Consider the following 21,961-nt stretch of genomic DNA (forward strand, 5'->3'; position numbering starts at 1 on the left):
GCCCCCAGCCGGGCTTCAGGCGCTTTCGAAGCGGAACACCGCCACGCTGGCCAGCAGGTTGGGCCAACGCCTGCGCACCTGGCCGTTCTGCAGACCGAAGCTGTCGGTCACCTGCAGCCCGCAGCGCCGCGCCAGCACACCGAAATCGGCATAGGTGCCGACGCGGATGTTGGGCGTGTCGAACCACTCGTAGGGCAGCGCGCGAGTCACCGGCATGCGGCCCGTGAGCACGTGCAGGCGGTTGGGCCAGTGCGCGAAGTTCGGGAAGCTGACGATGCCGATGCGGCCCACGCGCGCCGTCTCGCGCAGCATCTTCTCGGTGTTGCGCAGGTGCTGCAGGGTGTCGAGCTGCAGCACGACATCGAAACTGCGGTCTTCGAACAGCGCCAGGCCCTCATCGAGGTTGAGCTGGATGACGTCGATGCCGCGTTTCACGCAGGCCTGCACGTTGGCGTCGGCCAGTTCGATGCCGTAGCCGGTGCAGCCCTTGCGGTCGCGCAGGTGGGCCAGCAGTTCGCCGTCGCCGCAGCCCAGATCGAGCACGCGGCTGCCGGCCGGCACGAGGTCGGCGATGAGCTCCAGGTCCTTGCGCTCGCTCATGACCGCACTCCCGCCGCCACCTCGGCCGCGATGCGCTCGAAGGTGCTGCGCATCACCGCGTGGTAACGCGGGTCTTCCAGCAGGAAGGCGTCGTGGCCGTGCGGGGCGTCGATCTCCGCGTAGCTGCAGGCGATGCGGTTGGCCACCAGGGCCTTGACGATCTCGCGGCTGCGCTCTGGCGCGAAGCGCCAGTCGGTGGTGAAGCTCACCAGCAGGAAACGCTTGCGCAGCGTCTCGGCGTTCGCGGCGAAGGCGCGCGCCAGGTCGCCGCCGTGCGCGGCAGCGGGGTCGAAGTAGTCGAGCGCGCGCGTGATCAGCAGGTAGGTGTTGGCGTCGAAGTACTCGGCGAACTTGTCGCCCTGGTGGCGCAGGTAGCTCTCGATCTGGAACTCGATGTCCTGCGTGGAGTAGCGCAGCGCAGCGGCCTTGAGCTCGCGGCCGAACTTGCTGTCCATCGCGTCTTCGGCCAGGTAGGTGATGTGGCCCACCATGCGCGCCACGCGCAGCCCGCGCTTGGGCACCACGCCGTGTTCGTAGAAATGGCCGCCGTGGAAATCGGGGTCGGTGACGATGGCGCGGCGCGCCACCTCGTTGAAGGCGATGTTCTGGGCGCTGAGGTTGGGCGCGGTGGCCACGGCGATGCAGTGGCGCAGCATGCCAGGGTGGCGCAGCGTCCAGGCCAGGGCCTGCATGCCGCCGAGGCTGCCGCCGAGCACTGCGGCCAGCTGCGTGATGCCCAGGCGCTGCACCAGGCGCGCCTGCGCGTCGACCCAGTCTTCCACGGTCACCACGGGAAAATCGGCGCCCCACACGCGCCCCGGCACCGGTGACAACGGGTTCAGGTGCATGGGCCCGGTGCTGCCGAAACACGAGCCCGGGTTGTTGACGCCGATGACGAAGAAGCGGTTCGTGTCCAGCGGCTTGCCCGGGCCGATGAGGTTGTCCCACCAGCCCTTGTTGCCGCTGGCATCCACGCCCGCCACGTGGTGGCTGGCGTTGAGCGCGTGGCACACCAGCACGGCGTTGCTGCGCTCGGCGTTGAGCGTGCCGTGGGTCTCGTAGGTGAGCTGGTAGCTCGGCAGCAGCGCGCCGCTCTGCAGCGGCAGCGGCTCGCTGAAGTGCATCTGCTGGGCGGTGACGGGGCCGACGGAAGCCATGATCGGAAAAGCGAAACCCGGTGCCGCATGAAGCGGACACCGGGCCCGGCGTCCTCTTTTAGCGGTATTTGTTGAGCGCCCGCAATCTGGAACAAATCGGCGCTGTGGTCGCCCATTGTAGCCAGCCGTCACCACCGCCCGGCACTCGTGCAAGGGCGGGGCAGAGGCAGAAAAGCAGCGCACTTCCGAGTTCGGGCAGGCGCTGGCGTGGCTAGCATCGCGCCGACCAGGGCTGCAAAAGAACGGGGTCACCACATGCACGCTTGGCTGAACAGCATCGACCAGCACTTCCCGGTGCGCTACACGGCGTGGCTGCTCAGCGCCATCGGCTGCCTGCTCTTCGCCTTCACCTGGGTGGCCTTCGGCTGGGGCGGGCCGGCGGCGCTGGTCTGCCTCTTCCTCGTGGCGCTGGGCTGGCGCGACGTGCGCCAGCGCCGCCACAGCATCCTGCGCAACTACCCGGTCATCGGCCACCTGCGCTTCCTGCTGGAGTTCGTGCGCATCGAGGTGCGGCAGTACTTCATCGAAGGCGACAACGAAGCCACGCCGTTCTCTCGCACGCAGCGCAGCCTGGTCTACCAGCGCGCCAAGGGCGAGCCCGACAAGCGCCCCTTCGGCACGCAGCTCGACGTGCATGCGCCCGGCTACGAGTGGATCAACCACTCGATGAGCCCCAGCACCGTGCCCACGCACGACTTCCGCGTCACCGTCGGCCATGCCGACAACGGCTGCACGCAGCCCTACGCGGCCAGCCTCTTCAACATCTCGGCAATGAGCTTCGGTGCGCTGAGTGCCAACGCCATCCTCGCGCTCAACGGCGGCGCGAAGAAGGGCGGCTTCGCGCACGACACCGGCGAAGGCAGCATCAGCCAGCACCACCGCGTGCATGGCGGCGACCTCATCTGGGAGATCGGCAGCGGCTACTTCGGTTGCCGCGATGAGCAGGGCCGCTTCAGCGAAGAGAAGTTCATCGTCAACGCGCGCGACCCGCAGGTGAAGATGGTGGAGCTCAAGCTCAGCCAGGGCGCCAAGCCGGGCCACGGCGGTGTGCTGCCGGGGCCGAAGGTCACGCCCGAGATCGCCGCCGCGCGCGGCGTGCCGGTGGGCGTGGACTGCGTCAGCCCGGCCAGCCACAGCGCCTTCGGCACGCCGCGCGAGCTGCTGCAGTTCATCGCGCGGCTGCGTGAACTCTCGGGCGGCAAGCCCACGGGCTTCAAGCTCTGCATCGGCCACCCCTGGGAGTGGTTCGCGATCTGCAAGGCCATGGTGGAGACCGACCTCGTGCCCGACTTCATCGTGGTCGACGGCGCCGAGGGCGGCACCGGCGCCGCGCCGCTGGAGTTCACCGACCACGTGGGCGCGCCGCTGCAGGAAGGGCTGCTGCTCGTGCACAACACGCTCACCGGCCTGGGCCTGCGCCACCGCGTGAAGATCGGCTGCGCCGGCAAGGTCATCGGCGCCTTCGACATCGCCCGCGCCATGGCCCTGGGCGCCGACTGGTGCAACGCGGCGCGCGGCTTCATGTTCGCCCTGGGCTGCATCCAGGCCCAGACCTGCCACACCGGCGCCTGCCCCACGGGCGTGACGACGCAGGACCCGCAGCGCCAGAAGGCCCTGGTGGTGCCCGACAAGACCGAGCGCGTCTACCGCTTCCACCACCACACGCTGGAAGCGCTGAAGGAACTGGTGCAGGCCGCGGGCCTGCAGCACCCCAACGAGATCAGCGCCAGCCACATCGTGCGGCGTCGCAGCGACAGCGACGTGCGGCTGCTGGCCAACGAACTCAGTTTCGTGGCGCCTGGCGCCCTGAAGGCGGCTGCCGAGGGCCGCGGCGCCTGGCCGCACCGCGTGTACGAGCTCTACTGGCCGCTGGCCAGTGCCGAGAGCTTCGCGCCCCAGGCCGTGAACCCCCGCGCGCTCAGCGCGGCCGGTGCATCTTGAAGAGCTGCTCGGGCCCGATGCTGAAGTAGTCGGCCGGCCCGCCGCCGCGCAGGATGTGCTGGGCGTTGGCGGTGTCGTAGAGGCCGTCCACCAGCAGCTCGCGTGCGATGTGCACGGCCACCACCTCGCCCATCGTCAGCCAGGCACCGGCCGGGCTGCCGTCGGCACCCTGCAGCGCGATGATCTGCGTGACCTTGCACTCGAAGGCCACCGGGCTTTCACCCACCCGCGGCACGGCCACGCACTGCGAGGCCACGGGCGTCAGGCCCGCGAGCTGGAACTCGTCCACCTCGGGCGGCACGGCCATGCAGGTGGTGTTCATCGCCTCGGCCAGCGGCCGCGTGACGAGGTTCCACACGAACTCGCCGGTGGCGCGCGCATTGCGCAGGCTGTCCTTTTCCGAGGTGCTGGAAAAGCCGATCAGCGGCGGCGTGTAGTTGAAGGCGTTGAAGAAGCTGTAGGGCGCGAGGTTGAGCACGCCCTCGGCGCTGCGCGTGCTGACCCAGCCGATGGGCCGCGGGCCCACGATGGCGTTGAAGGGGTCGTGCGGCAGGCCGTGGCCGGCGCGCGGCTCGTAGCTGTGCAGCGCCGTGAAGAGCGGCAGTCCGGTTGCGCCTGCCATCAAGCGGCCGGAGGTGCCGAATCGACGAAGCTTGGCCGCGCGGCCAGCTTGTCGTAGAGCTTGTGCAGGTGGGGGTGGTCGCCGCGCCAGTCGATGGCGGGGAAGCGGAAATCGAGGTAGCCCAGCGCGCAGCCCACCGCGATGTCGGCCAGCGTGAGGTGGTTGCCGGCGCAGTAGGGCTTGTCGCCCAGGCCCAGGCTCATCGACTTCAGCGCGTTGTGCACGGCGCGCATCTGGCGGTCGATCCAGGCCTGCGAGCGCTGGCCCTCGGTGCGGCCGCCCCAGGTGGCTTCCAGGCGCGCCAGGATGCTGGCGTCGAGCAGGCCGTCGGACAGCGCCTCCCAGGTGCGCACTTCGGTGCGCTCGCGGCCGCTGGGCGGGATGAGCTTGCCCACGGGCGAGAGCGTGTCGAGGTACTCGACGATGACGCGTGAATCGAAGATGGCTTCGCCGCCGTCCAGCACCAGGCAGGGCACCTTGCCCAGCGGGTTGCTCTTGACGATGTTGTCGTTGCCCCAGACGTCTTCCAGCACCAGTTCGCAGTCGAGCTTTTTCTCGGCCATCACGACGCGCACTTTGCGCACGTAGGGGCTGGTGAGTGAACCGATGAGTTTCATGTTGTGCCGCGCTTTGCGCTGGTGCCTGTGCTCTTCCCTGGGGTCCGGTTCATTCTAGCCAGGGGGTGATTTCCCGATCTCCCGGCCGTGTCGCGTGAAATCCACGCGCGCCGGCCGGCCCGGCAGGGCCAGTTCGGCCACTGCCGGCGCCATGCGCGAGACCACCTGCCCGCCACGCACCACGCACAGGCGCTGCGCACGCAACCGGATGGCTTCTTCGGGGCTGCGCGCCTGCAGCAGCACCATGTCGGCGCGGCAACCCAGGTCCAGGCCATAGCCCTCCAGCCCCAGGATGCGTGCGTTGTTCACCGTCACCGCTTCGAAACACTGGCGCTGCGCGGCTAGCGAAGTCATCTGCGCCACGTGCAGGCCCATCGCGGCCACCTCCAGCATGCAGCCCGAGCCCAAGGCGTACCAGGGGTCGAGGACGCAGTCGTGGCCGAAGCCCACGTTCACGCCGGCGGCCAGCAGCTCGGGCACGCGCGTCATGCCGCGGCGTCTAGGGTAGGCGTCGTGCCGCCCCTGCAGCGTGATGTTGATCAGCGGGTTGGCCACGGCGTGCACGCCGGCCTCGGCGATCAGCGGCAGCAGCTTGCTGACGTAGTAGTTGTCCATCGAATGCAGGGACGTGAGGTGCGAGCCCGTCACGCGGCCCTGCAGCCCCAGGCGCTGGGTGTGGAAGGCCAGGGTCTCGATGTGGCGCGACAGCGGGTCGTCGCTCTCGTCGCAGTGCAGGTCCACGCGCAGGCCGCGCTCGGCCGCCAGCTCGCACAGGACCTGCACGCTCTCGGCGCCCTGGGCCATGGTGCGTTCGAAGTGCGGGATGCCGCCCACCACCTCCAAGCCGAGGTCGAGTGCGCGCTTCAGGTTCACCAGCGCGCCCGCGCTGCGCAGCAGGCCGTCTTGCGGAAACGCCACCAGCTGCAGGTCGAGGTAGGGCGCGACGCGGCGCTTCACCTCCAGCAGCGCGCGCACCGCGAGCAGGCGTTCGTCGCAGACGTCGACATGGCTGCGGATGGCCAACAGGCCGCGCGCCACGGCCCAGTCGCAGTACTGCAGCGCGCGTTCGGCGATGGCCTCTTCGGTGAGCAGGGGCTTGAGTTCGCCCCAGAGCTGGATCCCCTCCAGCAGCGTGCCGCTGGCGTTCACGCGCGGCAGGCCGTGGCTCAGCGCGCTGTCCATGTGGAAGTGGGCGTCCACGAAAGGCGGGCTGAGCAGCCAGCCACCGGCGTCGATCACCTGCGCGCCCGGTGGCACCGGCAGCGCCGGGGCCAGCGCGGTGATGCGGCCGCCTTCGGCCAGCAGGTCGAGGCCGGCGCGGCCGTCGGGCAGCGTGGCATTGCGGACGAACAGCGGCGCGTTCTGGGGCATGGGGCCTGCCGGGGAGGATGCCTGCCCCGATGCAGGCAAGTCGGATGCCAGCATACGGCGCCCCGGCGGGCCGAGACGCGCGCCGAGTCCGGTGGGAGCGAATCCGTCACGGCCCGATTCGGGCTTTCCTGCACCGGCGCAAGGGCCGCTTGTCAACCCCCGCGAACGGGCGCACACTGGGTTCGACGGGTTCCGGTTTCGGGCCCTTGCACCGACCCCCGCTTCCCCCTCCCCTTCTTCCAGCCCCTGCCCTTGTCGGCACGCCCCCGCCCCAGCCTCGTGCCGGCCTTGAGCCTGCTGTCCCCGTGCGGCCCTGGCGCCGGCGCTCACGCCCTTCACCCCCCGCCGGCGCTGACGCGCCGGCTTCTTGCCCACCCTCGCTAAAGGAGGTTCTGATGAACTTGACGATCAGCGGCCATCACCTCGAAGTCACCCCGGCTTTGCGTGAGTACGTACTCACCAAGCTGGAACGCGTGACGCGCCACTTCGACCAGGTCGTGGATGTGAACGTGTTGCTGACGGTGGAGAAGATGAAGGAAAAGGAACGGCGACAGAAGGCCGAGGTGACGCTGCACGTCAAGGGCCGCGACATCTTCTGCGAGCAGTCGCACGAAGACCTGTACGCCGCGATCGACCAGCTGATGGACAAGCTCGACCGCCAGGTCGTGCGCCACAAGGACCGCGTGCAGGACCACCACCACGCCACGGCCAAACGCATGGACATGGGTGCGGTCTGAAACGCCCGCGGCGGCCGGCGCAGCCCGGCCCGCCCTGAGGTGCAAAACGGCCCTGCGGGGCCGTTTTGCATGGTGGCAACGGTGTTGCTGCAGCGCCGCATCGCCAACGGATTCCACCCGATTCAAGGCCTTCTTCGCTGACATGACGCCTGAGCCGAGGTCTATGATCCGCCCTCCCTATTCAACAACCCCGCCCGAAGCGCGCCGCCACCGGCCGCCGCCACGGGGTCCGGCCCGATGAACCGTCTCGCCTCGATCCTGCCCGCCAGCAACGTGCTGGTGAATGTGGATGCGACCAGCAAGAAGCGCGTCTTCGAGCACGCCGGCCTGCTGTTCGAGAACCAGCACGCCATCGCGCGCAGCACGGTCACCGACAACCTCTTCGCCCGCGAGCGCCTGGGTTCCACCGGCCTGGGCCATGCCGTGGCCATCCCGCACGGCCGCATCAAGGGGTTGAAGAACCCGCTGGCCGCCGTGGTGCGGGTGCAGCAGCCCATCCCCTTCGACGCGCCCGATGACGAGGCCGTCTCGCTGCTGATCTTCCTGCTGGTGCCGGAAGCCGCCACGCAGCGGCACCTGGAAATCCTCTCGGAAATCGCCGAGATGCTGAGCGACCGCGAACTGCGCGAACGCCTGAAGACCGAGCCCGAAGCGGCCGGCGTGCACAAGCTGATTTCCGACTGGGAACCGCTGAAGTCGGTGGCTTGACGTGAAGCCCACGTCGATCAGCGCTGAGGCGCTGTTCGAAGCCCACCGCGAGGCGATGCGCTGGGAGTGGATCGCCGGCCACGCCCACCCCGACCGCCGTTTCGACGACGCCGCCGTGCGCGACGCGCGCAGCGCGGCCGACCTGGTGGGCTACCTCAATTACATCCACCCCTACCGGGTGCAGATCGTCGGCCGCCGCGAGGTGGCCTACCTGCTGGCCAGCGCCCCTGACGACCAGGAGCGCCGCATCTCGCGCATCGTGACGCTGGAGCCGCCGGTGATCATCGTTGCCGACGACCAGGTGCCGCCCGACCGCCTGGTGGCGATGTGCGACCGCGCCGAGATCCCGCTTTTCGTCACGCAGCAATCGGCCGGCCACGTCATCGACGTCGTGCGCGGCTACCTGGGCCAGCACTTCGCCGAGCGTGTCACGCGCCACGGCGTGTTCATGGACATCCTGGGCCTGGGCGTGCTGCTCACGGGCGAATCGGGCCTGGGCAAGAGCGAACTGGGGCTGGAACTCATCAGCCGCGGCCACGGCCTGGTGGCCGACGACGCGGTGGACATCTTCCGCATCAGCCAGACGGCGCTGGAAGGCCGCTGCCCCGCGCTGCTGCAGAACCTGCTGGAAGTGCGCGGCATCGGCCTGCTGGACATCAAGGCCATCTTCGGCGAGACCGCGGTGCGCCGGAAGATGCGCCTGAAGCTCATCGTGCACCTGGTGCGCAAAGAGACCATGGAGCGCGAGTTCGAGCGCCTGCCCTACGAGCCGCTGAACGAAGAAGTGCTGGGCCTGCCGGTGCGCAAGGTGGTCATCGCGGTGGATGCCGGCCGCAACCTGGCGGTGCTGGTGGAAGCCGCGGTGCGCAACACCGTGCTGCAGTTGCGCGGCATCGACACCTACCAGGAATTCATCAAGCGGCACCAGGCCGCGATGGAGCGCGGCGGGCTCGATTGAGCCCGGCGCCCGGGTGCTACTTGGCGCCCTTGCGTTCGCAGTTCTGGCGCGTGCAGCGCGCGTAGAGCGACAGAGAGTGCTCCTGCAGTTCGAAACCGCGAGACACGGTCACGGCGCGCTGGCGTTGCTCGATCTCGGCGTCGTAGAACTCTTCGACGTGGCCGCAGTCCAGGCAAACGAGGTGGTCGTGGTGCTCGCCTTCGTTGAGCTCGAAGACGGCCTTGCCGCTCTCGAAATTGCTGCGGCTCAGCAAGCCGGCCTGCTCGAACTGCATCAGCACGCGGTAGACGGTGGCCAGGCCAATGTCGGCCCCTTCGTGGAGCAGGGCCTTGAACACGTCTTCGGCCGTCATGTGGCGGCGCTCGGTGCGCTGGAAGACTTCCAGGATCTTGATGCGCGGCAGCGTGGCCTTCAAGCCGCTGCTTTTCAGTTCGTCCAGACGCGTCATCAGCTTCTCCATCGCAGCCCGGCGGCGGGGCCGCTGCCGTCGTGGGCGCAGGCCCCTCGCTAGAATGCGTCGATCATAGCCAGCCGGGCGTGACCCCAGCGCAGCCGCCGCTGCCCGCACTGGGCCCGGCACCGAACGCAGGTTCAGCAGCCCATCGCGCCTCTCCAGCGGCGCTGCAGCACGTCCTCCCGAACGCCCCATGCCACGCCCGACCCCCCTCTTGAGCCTTCTCGCCGCAGCCGCGCTGCTGGCGGGGTGTGAATCGCTGCAGCGCACCGACAGCCTGTTCGGCGTGATCACGCCCTACCGCATCGACATCGTGCAGGGCAACGCCATCACCCAGGAGCAGGCGGCGGCCATCAAGCCCGGCATGACGCGGCTGCAGGTGCGCGACGTGCTGGGCACGCCGCTGATGACCGACCCCTTCCACGCCAACCGCTGGGACTACATCTTCACATTGCGCCGGCCCGGCGCCGAGGCGCAGCGCCGCAGCGTGGTGGTGTTCTTCGACGGCGACACGGTCAAGTCCATCGACGCGCCCAAGCTGCCCTCCGAGCGCGAGTTCGTGGCCAGCATCAGCCGCTTCAAGGACGTGAAGCCGCCCAAGCTGGAACTGACCGAGGCCGAACGCGCCGCACTGCCCGTGCCGCCCAAGCGCGAAGCCCCGGCCGCCGAGCCCATGGGCCCGGTGCGCGAGTACCCGCCGCTGGAAAAGAGCTGAGCGTCCGGCATGCCGCCGATCAAGGTTGCCATTGCAGGCGCCGGGGGGCGCATGGGCCGCATGCTCATCGACGCCGTGCTCGCCAGCCCCGATTGCCGCCTGAGCGGAGCGCTCGACGTGCCCGGCAGCCCGGCCCTCGAGCAGGACGCCGGCCTGCACGCCGGCAAGGCCACGGGCGTGAACGTCACCGCCGACCTGCATCAAGGCCTGGCCGGCGCGCAGGTGCTCATCGACTTCACGCGCCCCGAGGGCACGCTGGCTCACCTGGCGGTGTGCCGCGAGCTGGGCGTGCGCACCGTCATCGGCACCACCGGCTTCAGCGCAGAGCAGAAGGCGCAGATCGCCGCCCATGCCACCGCCCAAGCCACCGTCTTCTCGGCCAACATGAGCGTGGGCGTGAACGTGATGCTGCGCCTGCTGCGCGACGCCGCGCTGGCGCTGGGCCCGGGCTACGACATCGAGGTGGTCGAATCGCACCACAAGCACAAGGTCGATGCGCCCAGCGGCACCGCGCTGGCCATGGGCGAGGTGCTGGCCGCCGCGCGCGGCACCACGCTGGACGCCAACGGCGTGTTCACGCGCCACGGCCACACCGGTGAACGCACGCCCGGCAGCATCGGCTTTGCCACCGTGCGCGGCGGCGACATCATCGGCGAGCACACCGTGATGTTCTGCGGCGCCGGCGAGCGCGTGGAGATCGCGCACAAGAGCAGCAGCCGCGCCAACTACGCCGACGGCAGCCTGCGCGCCGCACGTTTCCTGGCCGCGCTGCCCGCCGGGCAGGCGGGCCTCTACGGCATGGCCGACGTGCTGGACCTGGCCTGAAGCAGCGTCCGCACCCGGCATGGAAGGCCTGAGCACCTTCTGGAACGCCAGCGACGGCGTGGGCCGCGCAGTGGCGCTGCTGCTGCTGGCCATGTCGGTGGCGGCCTGGGTGCTGATCTTCTGGAAGGGCTGGCTGCTGCGCCGTGCGCAGGCCGACATCGCCCGCGCCGTGCCGGCCTTCTGGGACGCGGCTTCACTGCCCGATGGCCGCACGCGCCTGGCCGCGATGGACCGCGAACAGGTGCTGCTGCCGCTGCTGGATGCGGCCCTGGCGCAGCCCGCGCCCGGCACGCTGGAAGGCGCGGGCCAGGTGGCCTCGCAGCTCACGCGCCGGTTGCGCGACGCCTTGCACCGCGCCGTGGCGCACCTGCAGTGGGGCCAGGTGCTGCTGGCCAGCATCGGCAGCACGGCGCCTTTCGTGGGCCTCTTCGGCACCGTCTGGGGCATCTACCACGCGCTGGCCGGCATCGCCGCCACCGGCAACCTGAGCATCGACAAGGTCAGCGGTCCCATCGGCGAGGCGCTGATCATGACGGCCGCCGGCATCGCCGTGGCCGTGCCGGCGGTGCTGGCCTACAACGTGTTCGGCAAGTGGGTGGCCGCCTGCGAGGCCGAGCTCGAAGGTTTCGCGCACGACCTGCGAGAAGTCATGCTGCCTGGCAGCGGCGAGGGCTGAATGGCTTTCGGTCGGCTCGAGCGCAACCCCGGCGCCAAGCCGATGAGCGAGATCAACATGACGCCGCTCATCGACGTGATGCTGGTGCTGCTGGTGATCTTCATCATCGCCGCGCCGCTGATGGCCAGCAGCCTGAAGCTGGAACTGCCCAAGGCCGAGGCCGGCGAACCCACCGAGGCGGCCGCCACGCTGGTGCTGGCCATCGACGAACAAGGCCAGCTCTACCTGGGTGAACAGAAGCTCGACGCCGCGCAGGCGCAGGCCCTGGTCACGCAGCGCAGCCGCGAAGCCGCGCAGCGCGACCCCGGCACCGAGGTGCAGCTGCGCGCCGACAGCCGTGTGCCCTACGGCCGCGTGGCCGAGGTGATGGGCTGGGTGCAGGCCGCCGGGCTGAACCGCATCGGCCTGGTGACCGAAGCGCCCGCGAAGTAGACGAAAGCGACGTCGTTCCGCCGAGGCCGCTTCGTAGAATCGGCGCATGAACGACAAATACGTCCCCGCCGAGGTCGAATCGGCCGCGCAAGCCCACTGGCAGGCCAGCGGCGCCACCACCGTCACCGAAGACGCCTCGCGCCCGAAGTTCTACGCCTGCAGCATGCTGCCCTACCCCAGCGGCAAGCTGCACATGGGGCACGTGCGCAACTACACCATCAACGACATGATGGCGCGCTACCTGCGCATGAAGGGCTACAACGTCCTCATGCCCATGGGCTGGGACGCCTTCGGGCTGCCGGCCGAAAACGCGGCGATGGCCAATAACGTGCCGCCGGCGGCCTGGACACGCGCCAACATCGCCGACATGAAGGCGCAGATGCAGCCGCTGGGCCTGGCCTTCGACTGGAGCCGCGAGCTGGCCACCTGCGACGCCAGCTACTACAAGTGGAACCAGTGGTTCTTCCTGAAGATGCTCGAGAAGGGCATCGCCTACAAGAAGACGCAGATCGTCAACTGGGACCCGGTCGACCAGACCGTGCTGGCCAACGAACAGGTGGTGGACGGCCGCGGCTGGCGCAGCGGTGCGCTCGTTGAAAAACGAGAGATCCCGGGCTACTACCTGGCCATCACGCAGTACGCCGAAGAGCTGCTCAGCGGCGTGAACGACCACACCGTACCGCACTACCTGGAAGGCTGGCCCGAGCGCGTGCGCCTGATGCAGGAGCACTGGATCGGCAAGAGCGAGGGCGTGCGTTTCGCTTTCCCGCACCGCATCACGGGCGCCGATGGCCAGCTGGTGCAGGACGGCAAGCTCTACGTCTTCACCACGCGCGCCGACACCATCATGGGCGTGACCTTTTGCGCCGTGGCGCCCGAGCACCCGCTGGCGCAACTGGCCGCGGCCACGCAGCCCCAGGTGGCCGCCTTCATCGAAGAGTGCAAGAAGGGTGGAACGACGGAAGCCGAGCTGGCGTTGAAGGAAAAGGCCGGCCTGCCGCTGGGCCTGCACGTGCAGCACCCCATCACCGGGCAGGACGTGCCGGTGTGGGTGGGCAACTACGTGCTGATGGGCTACGGCGACGGCGCCGTGATGGGCGTGCCCGCGCACGACGAGCGCGACTTCGCCTTCGCCAAGAAGTACGGCATCCCGATGCTGCAGGTGGTGGCCATCGACGGCGAGACCTTCAGCTACGACCAGTGGCAAGACTGGTACGGCGACAAGACCCGCGGCTTCACCGTCAACAGCGACAACTACAGCGGCCTGCCCTACAAGGCCGCCGTGGATGCCATCGCCGCCGTGCTGGCGGAAAAAGGCCTGGGCGAGAAGAAGACCACCTGGCGCCTGCGCGACTGGGGCATCAGCCGCCAGCGTTACTGGGGCACGCCCATCCCGATCATCCATTGCGACAGCTGTGGCAGCGTGCCGGTGCCGGAGCAAGACCTGCCCGTCGTGCTGCCCGAAGACCTGGTGCCCGATGGCAGCGGCAACCCGCTGAACAAGTGCGCGAGTTTCCTGAACGTGGCCTGCCCGCAGTGCGGCAAGCCGGCGAAGCGCGAAACCGACACCATGGACACCTTCGTCGACAGCGCCTGGTACTACATGCGCTATGCCTGCCCGGGCAGCGACCAGGCCATGGTGGACGCGCGCAACGAGTACTGGATGCCGATGGACCAGTACATCGGCGGCATCGAGCACGCGGTGCTGCACCTGCTGTACGCGCGTTTCTGGACCAAGGCCATGCGCGACCTCGGCCTGGTGAGCTTCAGCGAGCCCTTCACCAAGCTCTTCACGCAGGGCATGCTGCTCAACGAAAGCTTCTACCGTGAAGAGGTCGGCGGCAAGAAGCGCTGGTTCTACCCGAGCGAAGTGGAGGTGCAGTACGACGAGCGCGGCGCGCCGGTCTCGGCCACCGCCAAGGCCGACGGCCTGCCCGTGAGCCTGGGCGGCATCGAGAAGATGTCCAAGAGCAAGAACAACGTCGTCGAGCCGAAAGACATCATCGCCAAGTTCGGCGCCGACACCGCGCGCGTGTTCACCATGTTCGCCGGCCCGCCCGACCAGAGTGCGGCCTGGAGCGACAGCGGCGCCGAGGGCAGCTACCGCTTCCTGCGCCGGCTGTGGAACAGCGGCGTGAAGCTCGCGCCGGCGCTGGCCACGGCGGCAGCCTCGTTCGAAGGCGCCAGCCCCGCTGCCGCGGCGCTGCGCCGCGAGATGCACCTGCTGCTGCGCCAGATCACCAGCGACTTCGACCGCCTGCAATACAACACCGTGATCTCGGGCGCGATGAAGATGCTCAACGCCATCGAAGACGCCAAGCTGGCCGCTACGCCGGCCGATGCGGCAGTGGCGCAAGAGGCTTTCGGCCTGCTGCTGCGCGCGCTCTACCCGGCCGCGCCGCACATCACGCACGCGCTGTGGCAGCAACTCGGCTTTGTGCAGAAGCACGGCAGCGAAATCGTCGGCGCCCCCTGGCCGACCGTGGATGAAGCCGCACTGGTGCAGGACGAGATCGAGCTGATGCTGCAGGTGGCCGGCAAGCTGCGCGGCAGCATCCGCGTGCCGGCTGGCGCCGACCGCACGGTGATCGAGGCCGCGGCGCTGGCCAGCCCCGAATTCCAGCGCTTTGCCGAAGGCAAGAGCGCAAAGAAGGTGGTGATCGTGCCGGGCCGGCTGGTCAATGTGGTCGTCTAGACGCCGCTGGTTGCGCGCAGCGCTGGCGCTGGCCCCGGCCGGCGCCTTGGCTGGCTGCGGCTTCGAGCTGCGCCGGCCGCCGCGCCTGGGTTTCGAGAGCATCTCGCTGACGGGATTTGCGCCCCGCTCGCCGCTGGCCGAAGAGCTGCGCCGCCAGCTGCTGCAGCAGGTGCGGGTGCTCGACACGCCCGCCCGCGCCCAGGTGGTGCTGCACGCGCTGGAAGACCAGCGCGAACGCAGCGTGGTGGCCAGCACCTCGGCCGCGCAGGTGCGCGAACTGCAGCTGCGGCTGAAGCTGAACTTCCGCGCGCACACGCCGGCGGGGCGCGAGCTGATCGCGCGCTCGGAGCTGCTGCTGCAGCGCGACTTGAGCTACAGCGAAACCGCGGCCCTGGCCAAAGAGTTTGAGGAGGCCGAGCTCTTCCGCGAGATGCAGGCCGACCTGGTCGGCCAGGTGCTTCGGCGCCTCGCCGCGGTGCAGGTCTGAACTCCCCCCAGCGCACCATGCAGATCCGCCCCGAACAGCTCGAAGCCCAGCTCGCCCGCGGCCTCAAGCCCGTCTACACCATCCATGGCGACGAGCCTCTTCTTTCGCAAGAGGCCGGCGACGCCATCCGCGCCGCCGCGCGCGCGGCCGGCTACACCGAGCGCCAGGTCTTCACGGTCAGCGGCGCGCACTTCGACTGGAGCGGCGTGCTCGGCGCGGCGCAGGCCATGAGCCTCTTCGCCGAGAAGCAGCTGATCGAAATCCGCATCCCTTCCGGCAAACCCGGCAAGGAAGGCAGCGAGATGCTGCAACGCTACTGTGAGCAGCTCAGCGACGACGTGATGACGCTGGTGACGCTGCCCAAGCTCGATTTCCAGCAGCTCAAGGCCGCGTGGTTCGCGGCCCTCGACAGCCACGGCACCACGGTGCGCGTGGAAACGCTGGACCGCAAGGCCCTGCCCGCCTGGCTGGCGCAGCGCCTGCAGCGCCAGGGCCAGCGCGTGCGCGCCGGCGAGGAAGGCCAGCGCACGCTGGCGTTTTTTGCCGACCGCGTGGAAGGCAACCTGCTGGCCGCCCACCAAGAGCTGCAGAAGCTGGGCCTGCTGCACCCGCCGGGTGAGCTGAGCTTCGAACAGGTGGAAGCCGCGGTGCTGAACGTGGCGCGTTTCGACACCGCCAAGCTCAGCGAAGCCGTGTGGACGGGCAACGTGCCGCGTGCGCTGCGCGTGCTGGACGGCCTGCGCCACGAAGGCGAAGCCGCGGTGCTGGTGCACTGGACGCTGGCCGACGACCTGCGCAACCTGGCGCGCGCCCGCGCGGCGCTCGACGACGGCAAACCCATGCCGCTGGCGCTGCGCGAAGCCCGCGCCTGGGGCCTGAAGGAAAAGCTCTTCGAGCGCGTGCTGCCGCTGCTGGCCGGCCACCAGCTGGCCCACCTGCTGGAAGCCGCCAGCATCTGCGACGGCATCGTCAAGGGCCTGAAGCACCCCGAGTGGCCGCACAACCCCTGGGACGCGCTGCGCCGCCTGATGCTGATGGCGATGCAGCACACACGCCACGGCGTGCCGGCACGCGCGCCCTCGCTGGCCCTGCAGGCCTGAGGCCCGGCCACAGGGCCGGCCACGGGTCGGCCCTGATGGGAAAGCTCCGGATGGCCGGTTGTCAGCCAGCCGTCAGAATCCGCCCCGGTACAGCGCGGGGTGGGGATGGCGACAACTGGGCTCAGGCAATACCCCGCTGGCGTGCCCGGCGAGGTGGCCGTGGACGCCTGGCCCTCGCTGGTGGCGCTGCTCGACGAGGCGCTGCACACGCACCGCAACCGCAACGCCTGCATCTGCCTGGGGCGCAGCCTGCGCTACGCCGAGCTCGACCAACGTTCGCTGCAACTGGCCGCCTGGCTGCAGGCCCAGGGGCTGACGCGCGGCGAGCGTGTGGTCCTGATGCTGCCCAACACGCCCAGCTTCCTGGTGGCCGCGCTGGGCGTGCTGCGCGCCGGGCTGGTGGTGGTGAACGTCGACCCGCAAAGCAGCGCGCGTGAACTCGAGCATGTGCTGAAGGATGCCGGCGCGCGCGCCATCGTCGTCATCGACCAGGCTGCGGCCACGCTGCAGCAAGCCCTGGAGCAGGTGCCCGTGCAGCACGTGCTGCTGGCCGGCCTGGGCGACCTGCTCGGGCCGCTGAAGGGCGCGCTGGTCAACCAGGTGTCGCGCCGCGTGCGCAAGCTGGTGCCCAGCTTCCGGTTGCCGATGGCCGTGCCCTTGATGGCGGCACTGGCCCAGGGCCGGCGCCTGCAGCCCCGGCTGGTGCGGCCCGCGCTGGGCCCCGACGACATCGCCGTGCTGCAGTACACCGGGGGCACCACCGGGCCCAGCCGCGGCGTGGTGCTGCTGCACCGGCACGTGGTGGCGCACCTGGTGCAGAGCCGCGCCTGGTATGCCCCGGCGCTGGCGCGCATCCCTGCCGGTGAGCAGCCGCTGACGGTGGCGGCGCTGCCGCTGCACCACGCCTACGGCTTCCACATCGTCGCGCTGCTGGGGCTGTTCACCGGCGGCTGCAGCCTGCTGGTGCCGCAGGCGCAGGACACCGGTGCGCTGCTGAAGACTTTGGAACGCCACCGCGTGCACGCCTTCCCGGGCGTCGAGTCGCTGTTCGCCGCCTTGCTGCGCCACCCGGGCCTGGAACGGGTGGACTGGTCTTCGCTGGTGCTGTGCCTGGGCGGCGCGATGGCGCTGCAGCCGGCCACCGCGGCCGCCTGGCAAGCCCGCACCGGCTGCGCGCTGTGCGAGGGTTATGGCCTGAGTGAAGCCGTGGCCTCGGTGTGCTGCAACCCGGTGGATGCCCGCGGCTACAGCGGGCACCTGGGCGTGCCCTTGCCGGGCACCGAGGTGGCGCTGCTCGACGACGAAGGGCGAGAGGTGCCCGCCGGCACCGCCGGCGAGATCGCCGTCCGCGGCCCGCAGGTGATGGCCGGCTACTGGCAGCGCCCCGACGAGACGGCGCGCGTGATGGCCCCCGGCGGCTGGCTGCGCAGCGGCGACATCGGCATGCTCGACGAACAGGGCCGGCTGCGCCTTGTCGACCGCAAGAAGGACCTGATCTTCGTCAGCGGCTTCAACGTCTACCCGGGCGAGGTGGAAGACGTGCTGGCGCAGATGCCCGGCGTGCAGGAGTGCGCCGTCATCGGCGTGCCCGACGCGCGTGTCGGCGAACTCGTGAAGGCCGTGGTGGTGCGTCAAGGGGGCGCCGGCCGGCCGAACGAGGCCGACGTGCGCGCCTGGTGCGAAGCCAACCTCACCGGCTACAAGCGCCCGCGGGTGGTCGAGTTCCGCAGCCAGTTGCCCAAGAGCACCGTGGGCAAGGTGCTGCGCCGGGCGCTGCGCGAGACGGGGTGAACCGGGATCACGCTTGCCGGCTAAGCTCGCAGCCCATGCTGCCTGCCATCACCGAACTCCGCGCCACCCTCGCCACCCCAGGGGCCCACGCCGCGCTCATCGAGCGGGTGCTCGAAGAAGCGCGCGGGCCCGCCGCCGCGAGCGTCTACACGACCCTGCTGCCTGAACGCGCGCGCGCGGCGGCACAAGCAGCCGATGCCGCGCTCGCCGCCGGCCAGGCGCAGGGCCCACTGGCCGGCCTGCCGGTGAGCGTGAAGGACCTCTACGACATCGCGGGGCGTACCACGCTGGCCGGCTCGGTGCAGCGCCGCGGCGCGCCCGCGGCCTTGCGCGACGCCGAAGCCGTCGCGCGGCTGCAGCGTGCCGGCGCCGCGATCACCGGCCTGACGAACATGACCGAGTTCGCCTTCTCGGGTGTGGGCATGAACCCCCACCACGGCACGCCGCGCAACCCGTGCGATGCCGCGGTGGCGCGCATCCCCGGCGGGTCGTCCTCGGGCGCGGCGGTGTCGGTGGCGCTGGGCCAGGCCGTGGCCGCGCTGGGCTCCGACACCGGCGGCTCCATCCGCGTGCCGGCGGCGTTGTGCGGGCTGGTGGGTTTCAAGAACACGCAGGCGCGCACGCCGCTGGACGGGACCTTTCCGCTCAGCTTCACGCTCGACACCGCGTGCGCCATGGCGCGCACGGTCGCCGACTGCCTGCTGGTGGATGGCGTGCTGGCCGGTGCGCCACTGGAAGTGCCGGCGCGCAGCGTGCGTGGCCTGCGCCTGGCGCTGCCGCAGACCGTGGTGCTCGACGCCCTGCAGCCCGCCGTGGCCACGGCTTTCGAAGGCGCGCTGCAGCGCCTGTCGCAGGCCGGCGCGCAGATCGTGCCCGTACCGCTGACCGAACTGGCCGAGGTGGCGCAGATCAACGCGCGCGGCGGCTTCGCGGCCATCGAGGCCTACGAAGTGCACCGCGAGGCCTTGGCCACGCAGCGCGAGCTGTTCGACCCCCGTGTCGCGCGCCGCATTGCCCTGGGCGAGGGCGTGAGCGTGGACGACCACACCCTGCTGAAGCAGCGCCGGCACGAGTGGGTCCTGCGCACCACGCAGCGCCTGGCCGGCTTCGACGCGCTGATCTGCCCCACGGTGCCCATCCTGGCGCCGCCCATCGCCGAGCTGCTGCACGATGACGAGGCCTTCTTCCGCAGCAACGCCCTGCTGCTGCGCAACACCTTCCTCATCAACTTCCTCGACGGCTGCGCCTTCACGCTGCCCTGCCAGGCGCCCGGCGAACTGCCGGTGGGCCTGATGCTGGCCGCCCCCGGCGGGCACGACGCCGCGCTGGCCGGCGTGGCGCTGGCGGTGGAAGCCGTCCTGCGGCGGGGCTGAGCCGTATGCGTCTGTTCGTTCCTGAAGCGCTTCAGGCCGGCACCGAGCTCAGCCTGCCGCCGGGCGCCGCGCGCCATGCGCAGGTGCGGCGCGTGCAGCCGGGCGACACGCTGCGCCTCTTCGATGGCAGCGGCCAAGACTGGCCTGCCACCGTGCTGGCCGTGGGCCGCAGCGAGGTGCGTGTGCAGCTGGGCACGCCCGAAACCGTGCAGCGCGAACTTCCGCGCGCGGTGCACATCGCGCTGGCCATGCCGGCCAACGAGCGCATGGACGCGCTGGTGGAAAAAGCCACCGAGCTGGGCGTGGCCGGCGTGCAGCCGCTGATGAGCCAGCGCTCGGTGCTGCGCCTGGCCGGCGAGCGCGCACAGCGCAAGCAGCAGCACTGGCAGGCCATCGCCGAGGGCGCCTGCGAGCAGTGCGGCCGCGCCCGCGTGCCCGCCGTGGGCGCGGCGCAAGACCTGGGCACCTGGCTGGCCGCCTTGCCCCCTGCCGGCGCCAGCACGCGCCTGCTGTTGAGCCTGCAGCCCGATGCGCAGCCGCTGGCCCTGCTGGTGCCCGCCGAGGCCAGCCCGGTGCTGACGCTCAGCGGCCCTGAGGGCGGCCTCACCCCTGACGAAGAGGCTGCGGCACGTCGCGCCGGTTTCCGCCCGGTGGCGCTGGGCCCGCGCGTGCTGCGCGCCGACACGGCCCCGCTGGCGGTGCTGGCCTGGCTGGGCCTGCAGGCGGTGGCCTGAGGCTGCGGCCGGGTGCCGGACTTCGGGCACAGTCACACCACTTCACAACCACACCGCAGGAGGCCCCTTGGGCTTGTTCGACTCAGTGATCGGCGCCCTCGGCGCCCAGGCCGGCGGCGCCGGCGGTTCAGACCCCCTGCAAGCCCTGATGGGCCTGATGAACCAGAGCGGCGGCCTGCCCGCGCTGCTGCAGCAGTTGCAGCAGGGCGGCCTGGGCGACGCGGTGGCCTCGTGGATCTCCACCGGTCCGAACCAGGCCATCTCGCCCGATGCGCTGGGCCAGGCCCTGGGCGGCGACACGGTGGCCGGCTTCGCGCGGCAGCTCGGCATCGACCCCCAGCAGGGCCTGGGCATGCTGGCCCAGCTGCTGCCGCAGGTGGTGGACGGCCTCAGCCCGCAGGGCCGCTTGCCGGAAGGCCTGGGCCAGGGCGGCGGCGCCGACCTCGCCGGCATGCTGGGCGGTTTGCTCGGGGGAGGTGGCGGCGCTGGCGCTGGCGACCTCGGTGGCCTGCTGGGCGGGCTGCTCGGCAAGCGCTGACGCGGGCCTTCAATCGGCCCTCAATCGGCCTTCACTCGGCCTTCCTGCCGAAGGCCGGGTCGATGCGAAGCAGCGCCGCGGCCGCGAACGAGGGCAGCGTCGCCACGCAGGCCCAGATGAAGAAGTTCGTGTAGCCGAGCTGGTCTTGCAGCCAGCCGGCCCACATGCCCGGCAGCATCATGCCCAGGGCCATGAAGCCGGTGCACAGGGCGTAGTGCGCCGTCTTGTTGGGGTTCTCGCCGCCGGCGCCGTCGGTGCCCGCGGTGCCGTCATGGCCGCCGGCGATCATCAGCATGTAGACCATGTAGGCGGTGAAACCCAGGCCGTAGCCGAACTGTTCGGTGGCAATGGCCGCGGCCACCGGCACCAGGCCGGTGGGCTGCCAGACGGCCAGCGCCACGTACACGGTGTTGGGCAGGTGCATGCACAACACCAGTGGCCACAGCAGCTTCTTCAGCCCGCCACGGCTGATGAGCCAGCCGCCCAGCAGGCCGCCCAGGGTGAGCGCGCCCACGCCAAAGGTGCCGTAGGCGATGCCCACGTCCTGCGTCGTCAGGCCCAGGCCCCCGGCTTCGCGGGGGTCGAGCAGGAAGGGCGTCACCAGCTTCAGCAGCTGCGCCTCGGCAAAGCGGTAGAGCAGCAGGAAGGCCAGGATGCGCGCCACGCCGGGCCGCTTGAAAAAGGCCACGAAGACGGCCGCGAAATCGGCGAAGAAGGTGGCGCTGCGCGGCACCGGGCGGTCGCTGGCCGGGCGCGGCAGCACGAAGTGGTGCCACACCGCCACGGTGACGAAAAACGCCGCCATCAGCCCGAAGACCCAGGCCCAGGCCGTGGCCACGTTGCCGGTGGTTTGCTGCAGATGCCCCGCCAGGTACACCAGCCCGCCCTGGCCGCCGATCATCGCCAGTCGGTAGCAGGTGCTGCGCACCCCCACGAAGGCCGCCTGCTGCGAGGCCGGCTGCGCCAGCATGTAGAAGCCGTCGGCCGCGATGTCATGCGTGGCCGAGGCGAAGGCCATCAGCCAGAAGACCACCAGCGTCATCTGCAGGAAGGCCGGCGCCGGCACCGCCAGCGCCACCATGGCCAGCAGCGCGCCCACCAGGAACTGCAGCACCACGATCCAGCGCCGCTTGGTGCCCAGCAGGTCGACCACCGGGCCCCACAAGGGCTTGATGACCCAGGGCAGGTAGAGCCAGCTGGTGAGCAGCGCGATGTCGGTGTTGCTGACGCCCAGGTTCTTGTACATCACCACGGCCAGCGTCATCACCACCACATAGGGCAGGCCCTGGCTGAAGTACAGCGTGGGGATCCAGCGCCAGGGATGCGTGGGGGCGGCAGGCGGCGGGGGCGGTACGGAGGGGGCGGCGGAGGTGCTCAAGGGGCTGTCGGCAAGCGGCGCAGGCCGCGATGTTCACACGGTTCCGGGGCCG

The 21,961-nt window shown here is 70.3% G+C and carries 22 protein-coding genes; 15 read left to right on the forward strand and 7 right to left on the reverse strand.

Annotation, left to right across the window (positions count from 1 at the left end; all coding sequences use genetic code 11):
- Positions 1-15 precede the first annotated feature (15 nt).
- Both metW and metX read right to left on the reverse strand, forming a co-directional pair.
- Positions 16-600, reverse strand: coding sequence for a methionine biosynthesis protein MetW (gene metW, locus EOE66_RS00960; RefSeq protein WP_128226823.1), 585 nt, complete (start codon positions 598-600; stop codon positions 16-18).
- A complete protein-coding gene (metX, locus tag EOE66_RS00965; RefSeq protein WP_128226824.1) occupies positions 597-1,757 on the reverse strand; it encodes a homoserine O-succinyltransferase MetX in 1,161 nt (386 codons plus the stop codon). Before metX ends, metW begins: the two co-directional genes overlap by 4 nt.
- 255 nt (positions 1,758-2,012) lie before the next feature.
- Between metX and EOE66_RS00970 the strand changes: the two genes are divergently transcribed.
- Positions 2,013-3,698 (forward strand): FMN-binding glutamate synthase family protein, encoded by a 1,686-nt coding sequence (locus EOE66_RS00970; RefSeq protein WP_128226825.1) that lies wholly within the window; start codon positions 2,013-2,015, stop codon positions 3,696-3,698.
- Here EOE66_RS00970 and EOE66_RS00975 read toward each other — a convergent pair.
- Genes EOE66_RS00975 through EOE66_RS00985 form a run of 3 tightly spaced genes read right to left on the reverse strand, consistent with a single transcriptional unit; the run spans position 3,676 to position 6,308 of the window.
- On the reverse strand, positions 3,676-4,320 hold the full coding sequence (locus tag EOE66_RS00975; protein WP_128226826.1) for a flavin reductase family protein: 645 nt from the start codon (positions 4,318-4,320) through the stop codon (positions 3,676-3,678). The two genes, EOE66_RS00970 and EOE66_RS00975, sit on opposite strands and share 23 nt — an antisense overlap.
- The gene (locus tag EOE66_RS00980) at positions 4,320-4,937 is read right to left on the reverse strand and encodes a glutathione S-transferase family protein (RefSeq protein ID WP_128226827.1); all 618 of its coding nucleotides are present in this window, start codon (positions 4,935-4,937) and stop codon (positions 4,320-4,322) included. The genes EOE66_RS00975 and EOE66_RS00980 overlap by 1 nt, the downstream gene beginning before the upstream one ends.
- Before the next feature lie 54 nt (positions 4,938-4,991).
- Positions 4,992-6,308: an amidohydrolase family protein gene (locus tag EOE66_RS00985; RefSeq protein ID WP_128226828.1), complete on the reverse strand. Its 1,317-nt coding sequence runs from the start codon at positions 6,306-6,308 to the stop codon at positions 4,992-4,994.
- A gap of 395 nt (positions 6,309-6,703) precedes the next feature.
- On the opposite strand from EOE66_RS00985, the gene hpf reads away from it, so the two are divergent.
- From hpf to hprK, 3 genes are all read left to right on the forward strand, one after another.
- Positions 6,704-7,045, forward strand: coding sequence for a ribosome hibernation-promoting factor, HPF/YfiA family (gene hpf, locus EOE66_RS00990; protein WP_054138449.1), 342 nt, complete (start codon positions 6,704-6,706; stop codon positions 7,043-7,045).
- Positions 7,046-7,282: 237 nt separating this feature from the next.
- Positions 7,283-7,753, forward strand: coding sequence for a PTS sugar transporter subunit IIA (locus EOE66_RS00995; RefSeq protein ID WP_128226829.1), 471 nt, complete (start codon positions 7,283-7,285; stop codon positions 7,751-7,753).
- Between the two features lies 1 nt (position 7,754).
- Positions 7,755-8,711: an HPr(Ser) kinase/phosphatase gene (gene hprK, locus EOE66_RS01000; RefSeq protein WP_128226830.1), complete on the forward strand. Its 957-nt coding sequence runs from the start codon at positions 7,755-7,757 to the stop codon at positions 8,709-8,711.
- A gap of 16 nt (positions 8,712-8,727) precedes the next feature.
- On the opposite strand, the gene fur is transcribed toward hprK, so the two are convergent.
- A complete protein-coding gene (gene fur, locus EOE66_RS01005; protein ID WP_128226831.1) occupies positions 8,728-9,159 on the reverse strand; it encodes a ferric iron uptake transcriptional regulator in 432 nt (143 codons plus the stop codon).
- Between the two features lie 220 nt (positions 9,160-9,379).
- Between fur and EOE66_RS01010 the strand changes: the two genes are divergently transcribed.
- From EOE66_RS01010 to EOE66_RS01060, 11 genes are all read left to right on the forward strand, one after another.
- Positions 9,380-9,880, forward strand: a complete 501-nt coding sequence (locus EOE66_RS01010) for an outer membrane protein assembly factor BamE (RefSeq protein ID WP_245478847.1) — start codon at positions 9,380-9,382, stop codon at positions 9,878-9,880.
- A 9-nt stretch (positions 9,881-9,889) separates the two neighbouring features.
- Complete coding sequence (gene dapB, locus EOE66_RS01015) at positions 9,890-10,705, forward strand: 4-hydroxy-tetrahydrodipicolinate reductase (RefSeq protein WP_128226833.1); 816 nt, start codon at positions 9,890-9,892, stop codon at positions 10,703-10,705.
- A gap of 19 nt (positions 10,706-10,724) precedes the next feature.
- A complete protein-coding gene (locus EOE66_RS01020; RefSeq protein ID WP_128226834.1) occupies positions 10,725-11,381 on the forward strand; it encodes a MotA/TolQ/ExbB proton channel family protein in 657 nt (218 codons plus the stop codon).
- Positions 11,382-11,813 carry an ExbD/TolR family protein gene (locus tag EOE66_RS01025; RefSeq protein WP_128226835.1) on the forward strand — a complete coding sequence of 144 codons (432 nt, stop codon included), beginning with the start codon at positions 11,382-11,384 and terminating at the stop codon, positions 11,811-11,813. It begins immediately after the preceding gene.
- 46 nt (positions 11,814-11,859) lie between these two features.
- Positions 11,860-14,508, forward strand: coding sequence for a leucine--tRNA ligase (gene leuS / locus EOE66_RS01030; protein ID WP_128226836.1), 2,649 nt, complete (start codon positions 11,860-11,862; stop codon positions 14,506-14,508).
- A 10-nt stretch (positions 14,509-14,518) separates the two neighbouring features.
- A complete protein-coding gene (locus tag EOE66_RS01035; protein ID WP_310733083.1) occupies positions 14,519-14,995 on the forward strand; it encodes an LPS-assembly lipoprotein LptE in 477 nt (158 codons plus the stop codon).
- 17 nt (positions 14,996-15,012) lie between these two features.
- Positions 15,013-16,095: a DNA polymerase III subunit delta gene (gene holA / locus EOE66_RS01040; protein WP_128226838.1), complete on the forward strand. Its 1,083-nt coding sequence runs from the start codon at positions 15,013-15,015 to the stop codon at positions 16,093-16,095.
- A gap of 159 nt (positions 16,096-16,254) precedes the next feature.
- Positions 16,255-17,886: an AMP-binding protein gene (locus EOE66_RS01045; protein ID WP_310733084.1), complete on the forward strand. Its 1,632-nt coding sequence runs from the start codon at positions 16,255-16,257 to the stop codon at positions 17,884-17,886.
- 35 nt (positions 17,887-17,921) lie between these two features.
- A complete protein-coding gene (locus EOE66_RS01050; protein ID WP_128226840.1) occupies positions 17,922-19,259 on the forward strand; it encodes an amidase in 1,338 nt (445 codons plus the stop codon).
- Positions 19,260-19,264: 5 nt separating this feature from the next.
- Positions 19,265-19,993 (forward strand): 16S rRNA (uracil(1498)-N(3))-methyltransferase, encoded by a 729-nt coding sequence (locus tag EOE66_RS01055; protein ID WP_128226841.1) that lies wholly within the window; start codon positions 19,265-19,267, stop codon positions 19,991-19,993.
- On the forward strand, positions 19,881-20,531 hold the full coding sequence (locus tag EOE66_RS01060) for a YidB family protein (protein ID WP_375137454.1): 651 nt from the start codon (positions 19,881-19,883) through the stop codon (positions 20,529-20,531). Before EOE66_RS01055 ends, EOE66_RS01060 begins: the two co-directional genes overlap by 113 nt.
- A 31-nt stretch (positions 20,532-20,562) precedes the next feature.
- On the opposite strand, the gene EOE66_RS01065 is transcribed toward EOE66_RS01060, so the two are convergent.
- Complete coding sequence (locus EOE66_RS01065; protein WP_259376373.1) at positions 20,563-21,909, reverse strand: MFS transporter; 1,347 nt, start codon at positions 21,907-21,909, stop codon at positions 20,563-20,565.
- Between the last annotated feature and the right edge of the window lie 52 nt (positions 21,910-21,961).

Source organism: Rubrivivax rivuli, from assembly GCF_004016505.1.
Lineage (GTDB): Bacteria > Pseudomonadota > Gammaproteobacteria > Burkholderiales > Burkholderiaceae_C > Rubrivivax > Rubrivivax rivuli.